This is a genomic window from Sulfurospirillum sp. 1307 (genome assembly GCF_054408545.1).
The window spans coordinates 1,319,339-1,333,911 of sequence record NZ_CP176011.1 but is presented as its reverse complement, the minus strand read 5'-3'; the positions used below and the strand labels follow the sequence as shown (position 1 = coordinate 1,333,911).

Annotated in this window: 15 protein-coding genes; 6 read left to right on the top strand and 9 right to left on the bottom strand. The window is 30.3% G+C overall.

Annotation, left to right across the window (positions count from 1 at the left end; genetic code table 11):
* Positions 1 to 16: 16 nt before the first annotated feature.
* The 6 genes from ACKGJI_RS06760 to ACKGJI_RS06735 all read right to left on the bottom strand — a co-directional run bounded on the left by ACKGJI_RS06760 (position 17) and on the right by ACKGJI_RS06735 (position 3,840).
* Positions 17 to 700, bottom strand: coding sequence for an IS1634 family transposase (locus tag ACKGJI_RS06760; RefSeq protein ID WP_458699525.1), 684 nt, complete (start codon positions 698 to 700; stop codon positions 17 to 19).
* Between the two features lie 28 nt (positions 701 to 728).
* Positions 729 to 1,592 (bottom strand): IS3 family transposase, encoded by an 864-nt coding sequence (locus ACKGJI_RS06755; RefSeq protein WP_458701712.1) that lies wholly within the window; start codon positions 1,590 to 1,592, stop codon positions 729 to 731.
* An 11-nt stretch (positions 1,593 to 1,603) separates the two neighbouring features.
* A complete protein-coding gene (locus tag ACKGJI_RS06750; RefSeq protein WP_458699524.1) occupies positions 1,604 to 1,918 on the bottom strand; it encodes a transposase in 315 nt (104 codons plus the stop codon).
* Positions 1,867 to 2,400, bottom strand: a complete 534-nt coding sequence (locus ACKGJI_RS06745) for a hypothetical protein (RefSeq protein WP_458699523.1) — start codon at positions 2,398 to 2,400, stop codon at positions 1,867 to 1,869. Before ACKGJI_RS06745 ends, ACKGJI_RS06750 begins: the two co-directional genes overlap by 52 nt.
* A 128-nt stretch (positions 2,401 to 2,528) precedes the next feature.
* Entirely contained in the window at positions 2,529 to 3,125 is a 597-nt protein-coding gene (locus ACKGJI_RS06740; RefSeq protein ID WP_458699522.1) for a type II secretion system protein, read from the bottom strand.
* Positions 3,126 to 3,129: 4 nt separating this feature from the next.
* A complete protein-coding gene (locus tag ACKGJI_RS06735) occupies positions 3,130 to 3,840 on the bottom strand; it encodes a type II secretion system protein (RefSeq protein WP_458699521.1) in 711 nt (236 codons plus the stop codon).
* Between the two features lie 106 nt (positions 3,841 to 3,946).
* Between ACKGJI_RS06735 and ACKGJI_RS06730 the strand changes: the two genes are divergently transcribed.
* The 5 genes from ACKGJI_RS06730 (at position 3,947) to ACKGJI_RS06710 (ending at position 10,916) form a co-directional block, all read left to right on the top strand.
* Complete coding sequence (locus ACKGJI_RS06730; RefSeq protein ID WP_458699520.1) at positions 3,947 to 5,977, top strand: ATP-dependent helicase; 2,031 nt, start codon at positions 3,947 to 3,949, stop codon at positions 5,975 to 5,977.
* Between the two features lie 208 nt (positions 5,978 to 6,185).
* Positions 6,186 to 8,603, top strand: a complete 2,418-nt coding sequence (locus tag ACKGJI_RS06725) for a molybdopterin-dependent oxidoreductase (protein ID WP_458699519.1) — start codon at positions 6,186 to 6,188, stop codon at positions 8,601 to 8,603.
* Between the two features lies 1 nt (position 8,604).
* Positions 8,605 to 9,168, top strand: coding sequence for a 4Fe-4S dicluster domain-containing protein (locus tag ACKGJI_RS06720; RefSeq protein ID WP_458699518.1), 564 nt, complete (start codon positions 8,605 to 8,607; stop codon positions 9,166 to 9,168).
* Positions 9,169 to 9,178: 10 nt separating this feature from the next.
* The gene (gene nrfD, locus ACKGJI_RS06715) at positions 9,179 to 10,393 is read left to right on the top strand and encodes an NrfD/PsrC family molybdoenzyme membrane anchor subunit (RefSeq protein WP_458699517.1); all 1,215 of its coding nucleotides are present in this window, start codon (positions 9,179 to 9,181) and stop codon (positions 10,391 to 10,393) included.
* 133 nt (positions 10,394 to 10,526) lie between these two features.
* Positions 10,527 to 10,916 carry a rhodanese-like domain-containing protein gene (locus ACKGJI_RS06710; protein WP_458699516.1) on the top strand — a complete coding sequence of 130 codons (390 nt, stop codon included), beginning with the start codon at positions 10,527 to 10,529 and terminating at the stop codon, positions 10,914 to 10,916.
* Between the two features lie 82 nt (positions 10,917 to 10,998).
* Here the strand turns inward: ACKGJI_RS06710 and htpG are convergent, their stop codons facing one another.
* Entirely contained in the window at positions 10,999 to 12,876 is a 1,878-nt protein-coding gene (gene htpG, locus ACKGJI_RS06705; RefSeq protein WP_458699515.1) for a molecular chaperone HtpG, read from the bottom strand.
* A 233-nt stretch (positions 12,877 to 13,109) separates the two neighbouring features.
* On the opposite strand from htpG, the gene ACKGJI_RS06700 reads away from it, so the two are divergent.
* A complete protein-coding gene (locus ACKGJI_RS06700; RefSeq protein ID WP_458699514.1) occupies positions 13,110 to 13,523 on the top strand; it encodes an arsenate reductase/protein-tyrosine-phosphatase family protein in 414 nt (137 codons plus the stop codon).
* On the opposite strand, the gene crcB is transcribed toward ACKGJI_RS06700, so the two are convergent.
* Together crcB and ACKGJI_RS06690 are read right to left on the bottom strand one after the other, a co-directional pair.
* Positions 13,501 to 13,890: a fluoride efflux transporter CrcB gene (crcB, locus tag ACKGJI_RS06695; protein WP_458699513.1), complete on the bottom strand. Its 390-nt coding sequence runs from the start codon at positions 13,888 to 13,890 to the stop codon at positions 13,501 to 13,503. The genes ACKGJI_RS06700 and crcB overlap by 23 nt on opposite strands.
* Positions 13,859 to 14,563 carry a lysophospholipid acyltransferase family protein gene (locus ACKGJI_RS06690; protein WP_458699512.1) on the bottom strand — a complete coding sequence of 235 codons (705 nt, stop codon included), beginning with the start codon at positions 14,561 to 14,563 and terminating at the stop codon, positions 13,859 to 13,861. Before ACKGJI_RS06690 ends, crcB begins: the two co-directional genes overlap by 32 nt.
* Positions 14,564 to 14,573 lie beyond the last annotated feature (10 nt).

Genomic DNA, 14,573 nt, shown 5'->3' with positions numbered 1-14,573 from the left:
TAGGACACCCAAATTTTCATTTGAGATAAATAGCATCATAAATTTTTTGTTGAATTTCATCCATTTGTAATGGTTCGATACCATATGGAGTTTTATAACCATACATTGTTTTAATATGATCAAATGTGAGTTTAAATTTTATATCAATATTAGATTGTTTGATTTTTCTTTCAAATTCTTTATATATTGCATAAGAAACAAATGATATTAGGATATGAGCTTTAATTCTTGTTTCTAGCCTGTGATATATAGGCCTAATTTTAAGATCAGTTTTAGATATTCTAAATGCTTTTTCTACATCATATTGATTAGCATAGTGTTCAATAACTTCATTTGCTTTAAGGTTAAAATCATTTGTAATAAATCCCTTAACACCATCTAGTTTTTCATCCTCAGATATTTTTGCTTGATTAAGTTTATATTTGATATCACATTTTTCATCTATATCAAGGTATTTTGCATAATATGATAATTTAAGATCACTTTTATTGATATTTTTAGATAGTTTGGCTTTAATCTTTTCAAGAGCTTTTTGTCTTGTATATTTATCCTTTTTAGCTCTTTTTGATGAATATGTTAGAATAAGTCTTTGTTTGGTATTTATAGTCTTTTTATCACTCTTATCTTTGTATTTTATTTTTTGATTTATTTCAATAGTATGAGTGACACCATCATTTAAAAAAGTTAAATGATCTGTCAACAGTATTTAGGACATAAAATTTTATATTCTACATAGCTATTTCTTTTTGTAACATTACTTCTTCAAATTCATAAGGTGACATGTAATTATTAGAAGAATGTAAACGCTTTCTATTATAAAAAATTTCTATATACTCAAATATTTTTTCATTGGCTTGAGCTCTTGAAATAAACTTTTCATGATGGATAAGTTCTGTTTTAAGAGAGTGAAAGAAACTCTCTGCAACAGCATTATCCCAACAATCACCTTTCTTACTCATACTTTGAGTAATACCATATTTTTCTAAAATAGCCTTATGTTCGTATGAAGCATATTGGCTACCTCTATCAGTATGATAAACAAGTCCTTTCTTAGGCGTTCGTCTCTTTATTGCCATAATCAATGCATCATTTACAAGAGAAGTGTGTAAAGAGTGACTCATAGACCATCCTACAACCTTCCTGGAATAAATATCAAGCACTACTGCTAAATAAAGCCATCCCTCATAAGTTGGCACATATGTAATATCTCCAACATATACTTTATTAGAGTTGTTCGCATAAAAGTCTCTCTCAAGATGGTTTGGTGATATAGGTAATTTATGATTGGAAGTAGTAATTATAACTTTATATCTTCTTTTCATCTTCACTTTTAAACCAAGCTGGCTCAAGGACTTTTGTATTTTTCTACGAGATACAATAATCCCATATCTCTTCTCTAGCACTACTTTTAGTCTTCTTGTGCCATATGTAGCTCTTGCCTCTTCAAAAATCTTTTGCAAAAGGTCATTTAAAGGTTTATCTACCTTATTTACTATAGAACCATTTTTTATCCATATATAATAACTGCTTCTTGTAACTTGAAACAATCTACACATTAGTTTTATTGAGAAACTCTTCCCGTGCTCTTTAATCCATGCATACTTTAGAGAGTTTCTTTGGCGAAGTATGCGGCTGCCTTTTTTAAAATTTCTCTCTCCTGTTTAAGTATCTTATTCTCAGCCCTTAAACGCTTGAGTTCTTCTTCATGGGACTCTTTCAAAGAATTAGTCTTCTTAAAATGTGCACCTCTTCCTTCAATCGGAATATTGTTTTTTATTTTATAAGCTCTTATCCAGCTATACAAGGTTTTTTCATGAATACCCAAATCATCAGAAACTTCTCGAATGGATCTTGAATTATTTAAAATTAACTGCACTGTTGAAGCTCTAAACTCTTCACTATATTGACTTCTTGACATAATCTTCCTTCTATTACTAATTTTAACTCAGAATTACTTAATTTCTGTGTCCTATTTAGTGTAGCCAGATCAATATTTTGCTTTTTATAAATATGATAGTAATCAATTAGATAGAGTTTACTTCCTGGATATAACAATCTTGATATTACTAAAGCTTTAAATAGTTCTAAGTCTTTAGTTTTTATAAATGAAATATTTTTACATCCAATATCTGAAAAAAGTTTTCCAAATATAAGTTCATCACCAATAACTCTAATATCTTTGTTTGTTAACTTATGTTTTTTCTCTTGATATTTAACAAAATCAAACAGATTTGGCTCTAGTTCTAATAATCTCTCATTGGCTTGTTTTAATAACTTTTCTATCTCATAATTATTTTTACTACAACCTATAGTTTCAACTACTTTATATTTACCTTTACTTTTAGAAATTATCTGAATACTAATACTACCACTTTTATTTTTTTTCTGACGAACAAACATAGTTAAATTGTATCAGCTTTTAGCTTGGGACACCCTAATTTAGGTTGATAAACATTTATAAACCCCTTAATTTAGGGAAATTGAAAATTAAGGTTTTAGAAGTGAGAAACTCAGTAAATAACAAATATCTAGTTACATGTAGGAGTTGGTTTTGTTCCTGTGTTATTTACATCAATAAGTACAAAATCTCCAGAGTATAGTACTTTGCTTGAACAGTTTGTACATGTAAGAGTGCATTTATCTTTTATATAAGAAGCATAAACCCAAAAATCATTTTTATCTGGTTTATTTAGAATGTCACTATTTGGTGCATCTTTTGGAAATTTAACACCATTTGAAGAATCACTAGCTGGCCCAGTATAAACTGAGATGTTTATATCATCATTGCCTGGCATAATATCTTCAGTAATTAATTTAAAGTTTTTAGAGTTTTTGATAACATAATTAAAAGGATCGTTTGGATCTCCTAATTTGTTAGGATATCCATGAGAGTTTAGTTCACTAGAGCTTCTTTTGTTTCCCCAAGTAAAATCACCCTCATTTATGCTCCACTCACCATGAGCACTCTCAATCGCAGTAACGACTGCTGAGATAGTTGCTATCTCAGCAGATTTTTTAGCACCATCACTAACTCCAGTGAGCTTAGGGATAGCAACACTTGCAAGTATCCCTATGATAACAATTACAAAGATAAGTTCTACCATTGTAAATGCTGATTTATTCATTCCATTATAATCCATATGTAAAAAATTGTCTAGTATTATTAGTATCTGCTGGCTCTTTAAATCTAATACTTCCAATTGTAACAGATCCAGTTCCATTTACATCAACTAAACCAATACTTTGAGGAGCAATTTTTACTGAATTTATATTAGGATTAGCTGTATTAACAACTTCAAGTTCATAATCAAGTGGATTAAAAATCCAAAAGTCATTTTTGTCTGGTTGTCCTTCAAAGTCCTCTCCTGAAACATCTGTTGGTTGAGCTACACCAGTAGTTGGATTTGAAGCAGGACCAACTATTACTAATGGATAATTGTAAATTTCATCACTAGGATTTGCACCACTGTAAACACCATCAGCTCTAATTGGTGAAAATCCTTTTATAACAAAGTCTTTTGTTTTCTTTGCTACTTTACTAAGAACACTTTTTTGTTCATTTGCTTTAACAAATGAATTACCTGCAGCAGTCCAAACAGTAATATTTAAATCTGTATCATCTAAATTATGCCAGTTTACTTTTCTATCACCATAATCATCAACTCTAAATTCAATTGCTGCTGTTATTGCCCCATCTAAACCACTCATTGCTGAAATTTCGCTATTTATTTTTGCTTTATCTTTAACACCATTAAATTTAGGTAGTGCAGTTGCAGCTAATATTCCTATGATTACAATCACAAAGATTAACTCTACCATGGTAAAACCACTTCTTCTCATAATATCCTCCGTAAATATAATTTTGTGTATATTAACACATTTAATATTAAAGCAATTATAATTCCACTATAATTCGACTTTGATTTTGAAAAATTTATGGAGAAAAATGCCACTATCTAAGCTAAATGAAGAACAATACACTGCTGCAACTACTCCAGCTGGCTCAAATCTAATAATAGCAAGTGCTGGGACTGGAAAAACTTCTACGATTGTTGCTAGGATTGCTTATTTGTTAAAAGAAGAAGGTGTAAAGCCTGAACATATTTTGCTTCTTACTTTTACAAACAAAGCAGCTAGTGAAATGCTTGAGAGAGTTGCTAGGTTTTTTTCCAATGATGTAGTTAAAAAGATAGAATCAGGTACATTTCATGCAGTAAGTTACAGGCTTCTTAGAAGGCTTGGTAAAAACATAGTACTCAAACAACCAAAAGATTTAAAAGTACTTTTAAAAACAATCCATGACAAAAGAAGGTTTGACCACATTGATAGTGGGGTTAAAGCTTACTCATCATCATATCTTTATGAACTTTTTTCACTCTATCAAAACTCTACTATTGATTTAAGTTTTTCAAAATGGCTTGAAGAAAACGGAAGTGAACATGGAGTTTTTTATGATATATATGAAGATATTTTTGAAGAGTTTAAAGCATTAAAAAAAGAGTATGGTTATGTGGATTTTAATGATTTATTAGTGATGATGAGAGATGAGCTTAAAAAAGAAAATGATATTAAATTTAGCGAAGTTTTAGTAGATGAGTATCAAGATACAAACATTTTACAAAGCTCACTCATAGATAGTTTTTACAAAAAATCACTCTTTTGTGTTGGAGATTATGATCAAAGTATTTATGCTTTTAATGGAGCAGATATAAGCATAATCGGTTCATTTAAAGGTAGGTACAAAGATGCAAAGATTTTTACACTAAAAAAAAACTATCGTTCAACTTCAAAGATACTCTCACTTGCAAACAAGGTTATAAGTCACAACCCAAGACTTTATGAAAAAAAATTGGAAGTAACAAGAAGTGGTGATTTTGAAGCTCCAAAGCTCTTGATTTATGATGAACTCTTTAGCCAATATCAAGCGATTTCTACTCTTATAAAGCAATCAATTACTCCATACCACGAGATTGCTGTGATTTTTAGAAACAACTCAAGTGCTGATGGTATTGAAGCAACTTTAAGAGAGTTAGGGATTAGCTGTAAGAGAAAAGGTGGTATTAGCTTTTTTGATTCTCGTGAAGTTAAAGCTATGATAGATTTGTTTAGCGTAGTTGTAAATCCAAAAGATATGATGAGTTTTATTCACATCTTTGAATATGCAAAAGGTGTAGGCTCAGCCCTCTCAAAAGAGTTATTTGAAGCACTTTTTAAGCTTGGAGATGGAGATATTTACAAAGGTTTTTTTCATCCAGCAGATATTGCAAATCCTTTTAAACAAAGAGTAAAAAACTATCAATTAGGGCTTTTTGATGAGTGCTTTGAATTTGGTAGTGTTAGTCGTTTTGCAAAAGAGGGATTTGATGAGAGTTTTTTATCAAATCCTATTTTAAAACACTCAAGACTAAGTGTGGAAGGGGCTAGGTTTATATATAAGTTTTACAAATACCTAAAAAACTCAAGCCGTATTAAAAATCCAAAAACATTGATTGAGCATATTTTAAAATCTGAAATTTTTGATGAAATTGCAAATTTTTTAGCAACTTCAAGGGCTACTAGAAAAGATGGAAGCATAGATGAAGAAAATAAAAAAGATGCAATAAGCAGGATTTTTAGAAAAGGTCAGCTTTTAAAAGATTTATCAAGCTCTTATAGTTCAAGCGAGAGATTTTTAAATGCCCTAACTCTTGGAAGTAGTGAAATGAGTGAGGGAGAAGGGGTTAATCTTTTAAGTGTTCATGCTAGTAAGGGTTTGGAGTTTAGTGAAGTTTATGTGATAGATTTGATGGATGGAAGATTTCCAAATCGAAAACTTATGAGCAAAGGCGGAAGCCTAGAAGAAGAAAGAAGACTATTTTATGTAGCTACAACAAGAGCTAAAGACAGACTATCACTCTCATACGCAAAATATGACAAAATAAAAAAGATAGAGTATATTCACTCCCCATTTTTAAAAGAAGCTGGGCTTATTAGCTAACTTATAATATATATAAAGTAAAATTATTTTTATATAGTAAATATAATTTTTTGATAAAATTTTTTCTACTGTGTGAAATTTACACATTTAACTTTAATTGTATCTAAAAAAATTACCAAAAAACTACAATAAAGAATAAATTGCTAAAATATCACATATAGTTATAAAAGATATATATTAATATAATATGTCTCTATAAGGAGGTAATGTGAAAATAGAAGTTTCTCGTAGAAAATTTTTACAAGGTAGCGTTGCATTAAGTGTAGTTGCAATGAGTAGTGCAGCTAGTATGAGCTCAAGCGATAGTAAAAAATCAAAAATTACTGATAATTTTGGTTTAACTAAGACATCTAATGTTAAAGCTGACAATATTCCAACACTTTGTGAAATGTGTGTAAATAAATGTGCAGCAGTTGCAAGAGTAGAAGATGGAGTAATTACAAAGCTAGATCCAAATCCTATGTTTCCTAAATCAAAAAGTATGCTTTGTCCAAGAGGAAATGCTGGTATTCAAGCATTGTATGATCCAGATAGGCTCAAATATCCTTTAATTAGAGTTGGTAAAAAAGGAGAAGGTAAATTTAAAAGAGTTACTTGGGATGAAGCATATGAGGCTATACTAAATGGAACAGAAAACTTTCCTGGAATGGCAAAGATTTTAGATGAAGAAAAAGATAATCGCTCCACATTTTTATTTTGTGCTGGAGAAGGTATGGCTGAACATACTTTTAAAACATTTTACCAAGCATTTGGCTCTTCAAATTGGCTAAATCATGCATCTTTGTGTTTACAAACTGTTGTATCAGGGTATGGAGTTACTTTGGGTGCATATCCTCAAGCAGATTTAGAAAATGCAAAATATGTAATAATGGCTGGTGCAAATAGAGCAGAAGCAATTGTAACTCCTGATACTATGGATTTTTTCAAAAGAACTCAAGGTAGAGGAGCAAAACTTATATGTGTTGATCCTAGATTTACAAATACAGCTGCAAAAGCAGATAAATGGCTTGCTATTAATCCCGGAACTGATTTAGCATTTGTTTTAGCTCTTACTTATGTAGTGCTAAGAGATGAGTTGTACGATAAGAAGTATGTAGATGAAAATGTAAATGGTTTTGAAGAATACAAGGAGTTAGTATTAAATAATCACTATACTCCTGAGTGGGCTGAAAAAATTACAGGTATAAAAGCTAGGGATATAGAAGAAATTGCAAGAGAATTTATGATAAATGCTCCATATGCAATTTATTATCCAGGAAGAAGAAGTACTTTTGCAAAAAATGATTTTCAACTAAGAAGAGCTCAAGCAATTTTCCAAGCATTAGGTGGTGGTATAGATACCAAAGGTGGGTTAATATTTGGTAAAACTTTAAAGTTAAAAGGTCATGAGGGAGTTGAACCTCTTTATGCAAGAGCTCAAGCAAGGGCAGTTGACGTAAAGAAAGATCATAAAGAAGGAGAAGCTGGCTATAGTGATTGTGCTATAGTAAGCGGAGGTGGCTCTTGGATATCTTGGAGAAATAGATTTTTAGAAGATAGAATGCCATATAAAGTAAGAGGAATGTTTATCTACAAACATAATCCTATATTAAATATGCCAAACTCTAAAAAAACTATTGAAATGTTAGAAAAAATGGAGCTAGTAGTGGCGATAGATACTATGCCAAGTGACACTGCAATATATGCTGATGTTATCTTACCTGAATGTACTTATCTTGAAAGAACTGATCCTGTTAAAACTTTTGGTGGAACTCAACCAAGTATCGCACAAAGAAATAAAGTAATAGAGCCTATGTATGAGTCAAAACCAGTTATTGAAATATTAAGAGGTTTAACTCAAAAAATTTCTAAACCACTTTTTGAAATTACAAAAAAATATGATGAAGATGTGCAAGAAGAAATAGAAGATTCTTCTGAACAAGAAGTATATGCAGAATTTGATTTAACAATACCTTTTAAACACTCTCAAGAAGAGCTAAACAAGCATGCAGTTTCAGAATACCCTGGTGCTTATGAAGAGTTAGAAAAAAATGGTATTTTTTATCCAGATATGAAAAAATATTTTAAAAGATTGTCCTTGAATGAGTACCAGTACTATACTGATACTAAAAAAGCATATAGTGTCAATGGAGGTAAAGCAAAAACTCCTTCTAAAAAAGTTGAATGTAATTTAAAAACTTTAGCTAAAAAAGGAGTTGACCCGATGCCAATATGGAGGGATGAATACTCTTTTAGTGTTCCTGATGGTAAATTTAAAATGATTACAGGAAGACATGCACAATTTACTCAAAGTGGAACAGCAAATAATGCAATTCTTAGAGATTTAATCAATGAAAACTATATATGGATAAACAAAAAAATAGCAAAACAAAGAGGTATAAAATTTGGTGATTTAGTTGAAGTTTCAAGTAAAATTGGCTCAACAAAACTAAAGGCTTATCCAACTGAAAAAATAGGGCCAAAATGTGTATTTTTTGTTCATGGATTTGGAGAAGAAAGTTATGAGTTAACTTTAGCATACAAAAGAGGTGGTAGCGATAATACTGTTATAGAAGATCATGTTGAGCCTATTTATGGTGCTGCTGCCATGCATGAAACTAATGTTGAGATAAGGAAGGTGGTGTAATATGGCAAACTATGGAATGGCATTAGATTTTAAAAATTGTATAAATTGTAAAGCTTGCGAAGTTGCATGTAAAGAAGAAAATGGAATTCAACTAGGCGCAGATAAACATAGAATTTGGGTTGGAGTTAAAGAAATTGATGGAGAGTGGCCAAATTTGAGTATTGCTTCAAATACATTCATGCCTTCTCAATGTCAACATTGTGAAAATGCTCCTTGTCAAGAGGTTTGTCCTACACAAGCTACATATTACGATGAAGGTGGAATTGTTCAAGTAGATAGTGATAAGTGTATATTGTGTAGTTACTGTATGGTTGCATGTCCTTATGATGCAAGATATGTAAAAGATGAAACAATGACTGTAGATAAGTGTAACTTTTGTTCGGATACTAGATTGGTAAGAGGTGAAACTATGACAGCTTGTCAAGCAACTTGTCCAACTAAAGTTAGAGTTTTTGGTGATTTAGATGACCCTGATAGTGAGATTTCAGAACTTTTAAGAAGTAGGGCTCATTTTACGCTTAAGTCACACATTGGTACAAAACCAAAACTATTTTATTTGCTATAAGGGAGAGAAAATGTTTAGTAAAATTTTACCACATAAACCTATTACACCAAAGGCACTTTTTAGTTTTGAAAAGACACCTTTTAATATCGTTATGCTTGTTATTACAATAGTACTTCTAAGTGCATTTGGATATGGTTTTATAACTTATGTAAAGCATGGACACCATGCTTATGGAATTACTAGAGAACATCCTTGGGGATTGTTAATTGCTATGTATATCTTTTTTGTTGTAAGTTCAACTGGGCTTTGTATTATATCATCACTTGGACATGTATTTAAAATAAAAAGTTTTGAATTTATAGGGAAAAGAGCAATATTTGGTGCAATTATTACAATATTATCTGGTTTTGCTGTAATTGGATTAGAAATTGGCCATCCAATTAGAATGCTTATTTACAATACTATAAGTCCAGGTGTAACTTCAGCCATTTGGGGTATGGGAGTACTTTATTCTATATATCTTGGCCTAATAGTTATGGAATTTATATTTTTATCAAGAGATGAGCATAAATGGTCTAGATTTTTTGGTTTAGGCGGTTTATTAGTAGGTATAGCAGCTCACTCAAATCTTGGAGCTGTTTTTGGCTTTTTAGTTGGTAGACCACTTGCAAATGGTGTATTTTATCCTATTTATTTTATTTTATCAGCTATGATTACTGGTTGTTATCTACTGTTTTTAATGTATGGATATAAGTATAAAATGCAATTCGATGACCAAATGCAAAAATTTTTGGTAAATTTAGGAAGACTTTTGGGACTTTTAATCGCAATATTATTATTTTTTGAGTTTTGGAGACTTTTGACTGCATTATATGGGGGAGTTCCTGAAAGAGCTGATACAGCTTTACATATTTTAACATCTCCAAATTTTCTAATTGGAGAAGTTCTATTTGGTATGTTAATTCCATTTGTTATCATATTAACTAGCAAGGCAAAAGCTATAAAAGCAACAATTTATGCTTCTTTAGGCGGAATGGTAGGCATATTTTTTATGAGGTATGATTTAGTACATGATACACTTGTAAAGCCTATGCAAACTTTAAAACTTAAAGAATATCAGCTAGAGCCAACTTGGATACACTATTCACCAACTCCTACAGAATGGGCAATAGCAATTGGAGCAATTGGCATTACTCTTTCATTATACTATATTGGAGAAAACTTTTTTTATCTTGATCCAAAAGAAGATGATAAATACTTCCAAAATTATCAAAAGATTGATTAATAGATTTTTTATTAAGACACTGGCTTAGACTATCTAGTCAGTGTCTTGAAAGTTTTAATATCGTATAATCAAGTACTTGTATAATATTTTTGTATTTAGAAGTATTAGTTTGATAAAGTACATAGGAGTATAGATGAAAAAAGTGATATTGGCATTGATTTTAATTTCTTCATTTTTGCTAGCAGGAGTTAAAACACTAAATGCTAGTCCTGAGATAGTAAATAGTGGGATTAAAATCATAGATATAAGAACAAAGCCAGAATGGCTTCAAACTGGCATAGTAAAAGGTGCAATTCCTATTACTTTTTTTGATGAAAGAGGTAATTATGATGTGCCAAAATTTTTAAAATTGCTAAATAAATATGTAGATAAAAATGAAGAATTTGCTCTCATTTGCAGGACTGGAAACCGCACAACTGCAGTTTCAGATTTTTTAGGAAAAATGGGATACAAAGTGATTAACCTAAAAGGAGGAGTTGTATCTTTGATGAAACAAGGATACAAATTAACACCTTATAAATAACTGGCCTTACGCACTATATATAGCGCGTAAGGTCAGTTAATAATCTACATGTAAGGATTTTTCCTTACATGTAGAAGTGTTTTTATATAGCTTTTGCGATTAGTTTGTTTAATCTTTTTGCAAAGCCATTTATGTCTTCGATTTTCATACCTTCTGCAAGTCTAGCTTGATCAAGTAGCAAGTAAGCAACATCATTTAAAATAATGTCATCTTTTTTATCTAGTAGTTTTTGTAAAATTTCATGCTTTGGATTTATCTCCAAAATTGGTTTTACCTTTGGAAGGTTGTCTTGTCCCATTTGCTTTAACATTTGTTGCATTTGGAAATCTGGATCATTTTTGTCATAAATCAAAACAGATGGAGAATCACTCAATCTTGAAGAAATTTTAACATCTTTTGTTTCGTCTTTTAGTATCTCTTTGATTTTAACTAAGATTGGTTGAAACTTTTCTTCTTCTTTTTTAAGCTCTTCTTTGTCTTCTTTGATTTCTTCATCAATTTCAGAGTTATTTACTGGTTTTATTGGAGTTTTATCATACTCGCTTACCATTGGCATAACAATGCTGTCTACTTCATCATCTAAGATTAAAACTTCGATATCTTTTGCTTTAAATTGCTCTATTAGTGGAGAATTTTTTAGGATTGCTTCATCTTCACCTGTGATATAGTAGATTGATTTTTGATCCTCTTTCATAGCTTCTTTATACTCTTTTAGAGTAATTAAGCCATCTCTTTTACTTGATTTAAACATTACAAGATTTAATAGAGCTTCTTTGTTTTCAAAATCACCATAAAGTCCTTCTTTTAGAACTTTACCAAACACTTTATAAAATTCTAGGTATTTATCTTTGTCTTTTTCTTGAAGTTTCTTAAGCTCACCTAAGATTTTTTTAACACTAGCTTTTTTTATAGTCTCTAATATGCGATTTTGTTGAAGTATTTCACGGCTAACATTTAGTGGTAAATCTTCTGCATCTATGATACCTCTTACGAATCTTAGATAAACTGGTAGTAATTCTTTTTCATCATCTGTGATGAAAACTCTTTTAACATAAAGCTTAACTCCAGGCTGATAATCCATGCGGAAAAGATCCATTGGAGCAGTTGAAGGTATATAAAATAGTGTTGAATACTCAATAGTACCTTCAGCCTTTGTATGCATCCAAAGAAGTGGGTCTGAGCTATCATGTGAAATTTGCTTGTAAAAATCTTTATACTCTTCTTCTGAAATATCTTTTTTATTTAGTCTCCAAAGTGCTGAAGCTTTGTTAATTTGAATATTTTTGATTTCAGTTTTTCCCTCTTTTTCACCCTCTTTTGGAGCAATATACTCTTCTTTATCCATAAAAATACCAAATGGAATGTGGTTAGAGTATTTTTTTATGATACCTTCGATTCTATAAAACTCTAAAAACTCACTTTCATCATCTTTTAGATAAAGGATTATAGTTGTTCCTTGACTATCTCTTTTATCTTCAGTGATTTCATAATCACCATTTGCCTCACTTACCCACTTGTAAGCTTTTTCTTCCCCAGCTTTTTTACTAATAACTTCTATCTTGCTTGCAACCATAAAAGCTGAGTAAAAACCAACACCAAATTGACCTATCAAAGATGAGTCTTTTTTCTGGTCACCGCTTAGATTTTGAACAAATGATTTAGTACCACTTCTAGCAATTGTTCCTAGATTTTGTACCAAATCTTCATCATTCATACCGATACCATTATCACTAATAGTTAAAGTTTTTGCATCTTTATCTATTTTGATGTCAATTCTTGGTTTGAATTCTATACCTTTAAAATTGTCATCAGTAAGTGTAAGATAGTTAAGTTTATCAAGCGCATCACTTGCATTCGAGATTAATTCTCTTAAAAATATTTCCTTGTTTGAATAAAGTGAATGAATCATAAGATCTAAAAGTTGTGTAACTTCTGTTTGAAACTGATGTTTTGCCATCATTTCCTCCTAAATTTTTTATTGGAATAATAGCAAAATAAATAAAAAAAAGCAATAAAGTTAATATAAAATTAATAGTAATCTTTAGTTTATTAGTATCAAGGTTTAAAGCTATTGTGTAAAAATAGAACAAAATTGAAACTTTTTTAGTTTTTAGATAATTTTTTTTAAAAAATTAAAATATTTTTAAGAATATAAATATATACTTAATCATTGATATAGTATAAGGAAAAATTATGAAAAGAGTTCTTCTTTTAAGTGCAGGAAGCCCTTGTAGAGCAATAATGGCTGAGGGTTTACTAAAGAAATATATAAATGAAAACAATAATATAGAGAATATAAAATTTATTGGGGCTGGACTTGAAAGTCATGATAATATCAATAAAAACGCTCTTAAGATTTTAAAAGAAGAGGGCATAAATTTTTCAGAATTAAAACCTAGAATCATAGATGATATAGTTGAAGAAGACTTTGATCTTATACTTACAATTTGTTCCCACTCTAAAGAGATTTGCCCACATTTCCCTAAAGAAATTTCAACAATTCATATGGAGTTTCCAATTATAGATGAAGAAAATGAGTCTACATGTAAAGAATTAGCCAAAAGGCTAAAAACAAAAGCATTGCCTATGATTCTAAAAAGTGTATAACAGTTTTAAAGCCTATGCCAGCTGCTAAAATAGTTCCTATAACATTTAAGAGTATATTGCTAATTCCAAGTACAATATTTCCAGCATTTAGTAGCCAAAAAGTCTCAATTGCAAATGTAGAGTAGGTTGTTAATGCTCCCATCATCCCAGTAGATAGAAATGATTTTACATGAACTGAAAAAAACTCAGTATAATTAAAAAATGCAAACAAAATTCCCAAAATCAAGCTACCAAGTAAATTTACACTAAGTGTTCCAAATGGTAAGTCATGAGGGATATTTTTATTTACAAGACCATTTAAATATGCTCTACTTACTGCTCCTATAAATCCTCCGCTACCTATTGCTAGTATAGTTTGCCAACTCATCTTTTAACCTTTTACTCATTTCTTCTTTCATTTTTTCAAACCAATTTTCATCATCTTTTGGATTTATACTATCAAGGTATATAACACTCATTTGCCCACTATGTGCAGTTATTTTTTTTGAATCAAAAATATATCTAGAATTTACTATGACAATTGGTTGAACTTTTAGATTTAATTTTTCAGCTAATATTTTTGCACCATTTTGAAATTTTAAGAGTTTATCCCCTTTGCCTCTTGTTCCTTCTGGAAACATAGAGATTACTCTTCCTTCATTGATTCTTTCTTTACTTGTTTTAATGATTTTTACCATTGAACGTTTGTCTTTTCTATCTATTGCAATCATTTTAGGAGCTCTTAAAATATGCCCAAATATAGGAATTTCTCCAATCTCTTTTTTAGCTACCCAACACTCATCTTTTGGATAAATTGCTTCAAGAGCTATAATGTCAACTACACTTTGATGATTCATAAGAAGTAGCTTTGCATCCAAATCAGGTTCACCAATGACTTTTATCTTAAATCCCATTATATAAGTTTGCATTTTTGCCCAAGTTTGTCTTATCTTGTGACCTTTTTTGGGGAATAAATATAAAAGTGCAATAGTTGTTATAACTGTAATGACAAATTCTATTATTATAAATAAACCTTTAATTTTTGCAAATATCTCTTTCACTTGTAAATCT

Excerpts from the sequence above, each read along its gene's own strand:
- ACKGJI_RS06745 (WP_458699523.1), bottom strand. The coding sequence starts at position 2,400 with ATGTTTGTTCGTCAGAAAAAAAATAAAAGTGGTAGTATTAGTATTCAG.
- crcB (WP_458699513.1), bottom strand. The coding sequence starts at position 13,890 with ATGAGTTGGCAAACTATACTAGCAATAGGTAGCGGAGGATTTATAGGA.
- ACKGJI_RS06720 (WP_458699518.1), top strand. The coding sequence starts at position 8,605 with ATGGCAAACTATGGAATGGCATTAGATTTTAAAAATTGTATAAATTGT.
- nrfD (WP_458699517.1), top strand. The coding sequence starts at position 9,179 with ATGTTTAGTAAAATTTTACCACATAAACCTATTACACCAAAGGCACTT.
- ACKGJI_RS06735 (WP_458699521.1), bottom strand. The coding sequence starts at position 3,840 with ATGAGAAGAAGTGGTTTTACCATGGTAGAGTTAATCTTTGTGATTGTA.
- ACKGJI_RS06750 (WP_458699524.1), bottom strand. The coding sequence starts at position 1,918 with ATGTCAAGAAGTCAATATAGTGAAGAGTTTAGAGCTTCAACAGTGCAG.
- htpG (WP_458699515.1), bottom strand. The coding sequence starts at position 12,876 with ATGATGGCAAAACATCAGTTTCAAACAGAAGTTACACAACTTTTAGAT.
- ACKGJI_RS06740 (WP_458699522.1), bottom strand. The coding sequence starts at position 3,125 with ATGAATAAATCAGCATTTACAATGGTAGAACTTATCTTTGTAATTGTT.
- ACKGJI_RS06730 (WP_458699520.1), top strand. The coding sequence starts at position 3,947 with ATGCCACTATCTAAGCTAAATGAAGAACAATACACTGCTGCAACTACT.
- ACKGJI_RS06700 (WP_458699514.1), top strand. The coding sequence starts at position 13,110 with ATGAAAAGAGTTCTTCTTTTAAGTGCAGGAAGCCCTTGTAGAGCAATA.
- ACKGJI_RS06710 (WP_458699516.1), top strand. The coding sequence starts at position 10,527 with ATGAAAAAAGTGATATTGGCATTGATTTTAATTTCTTCATTTTTGCTA.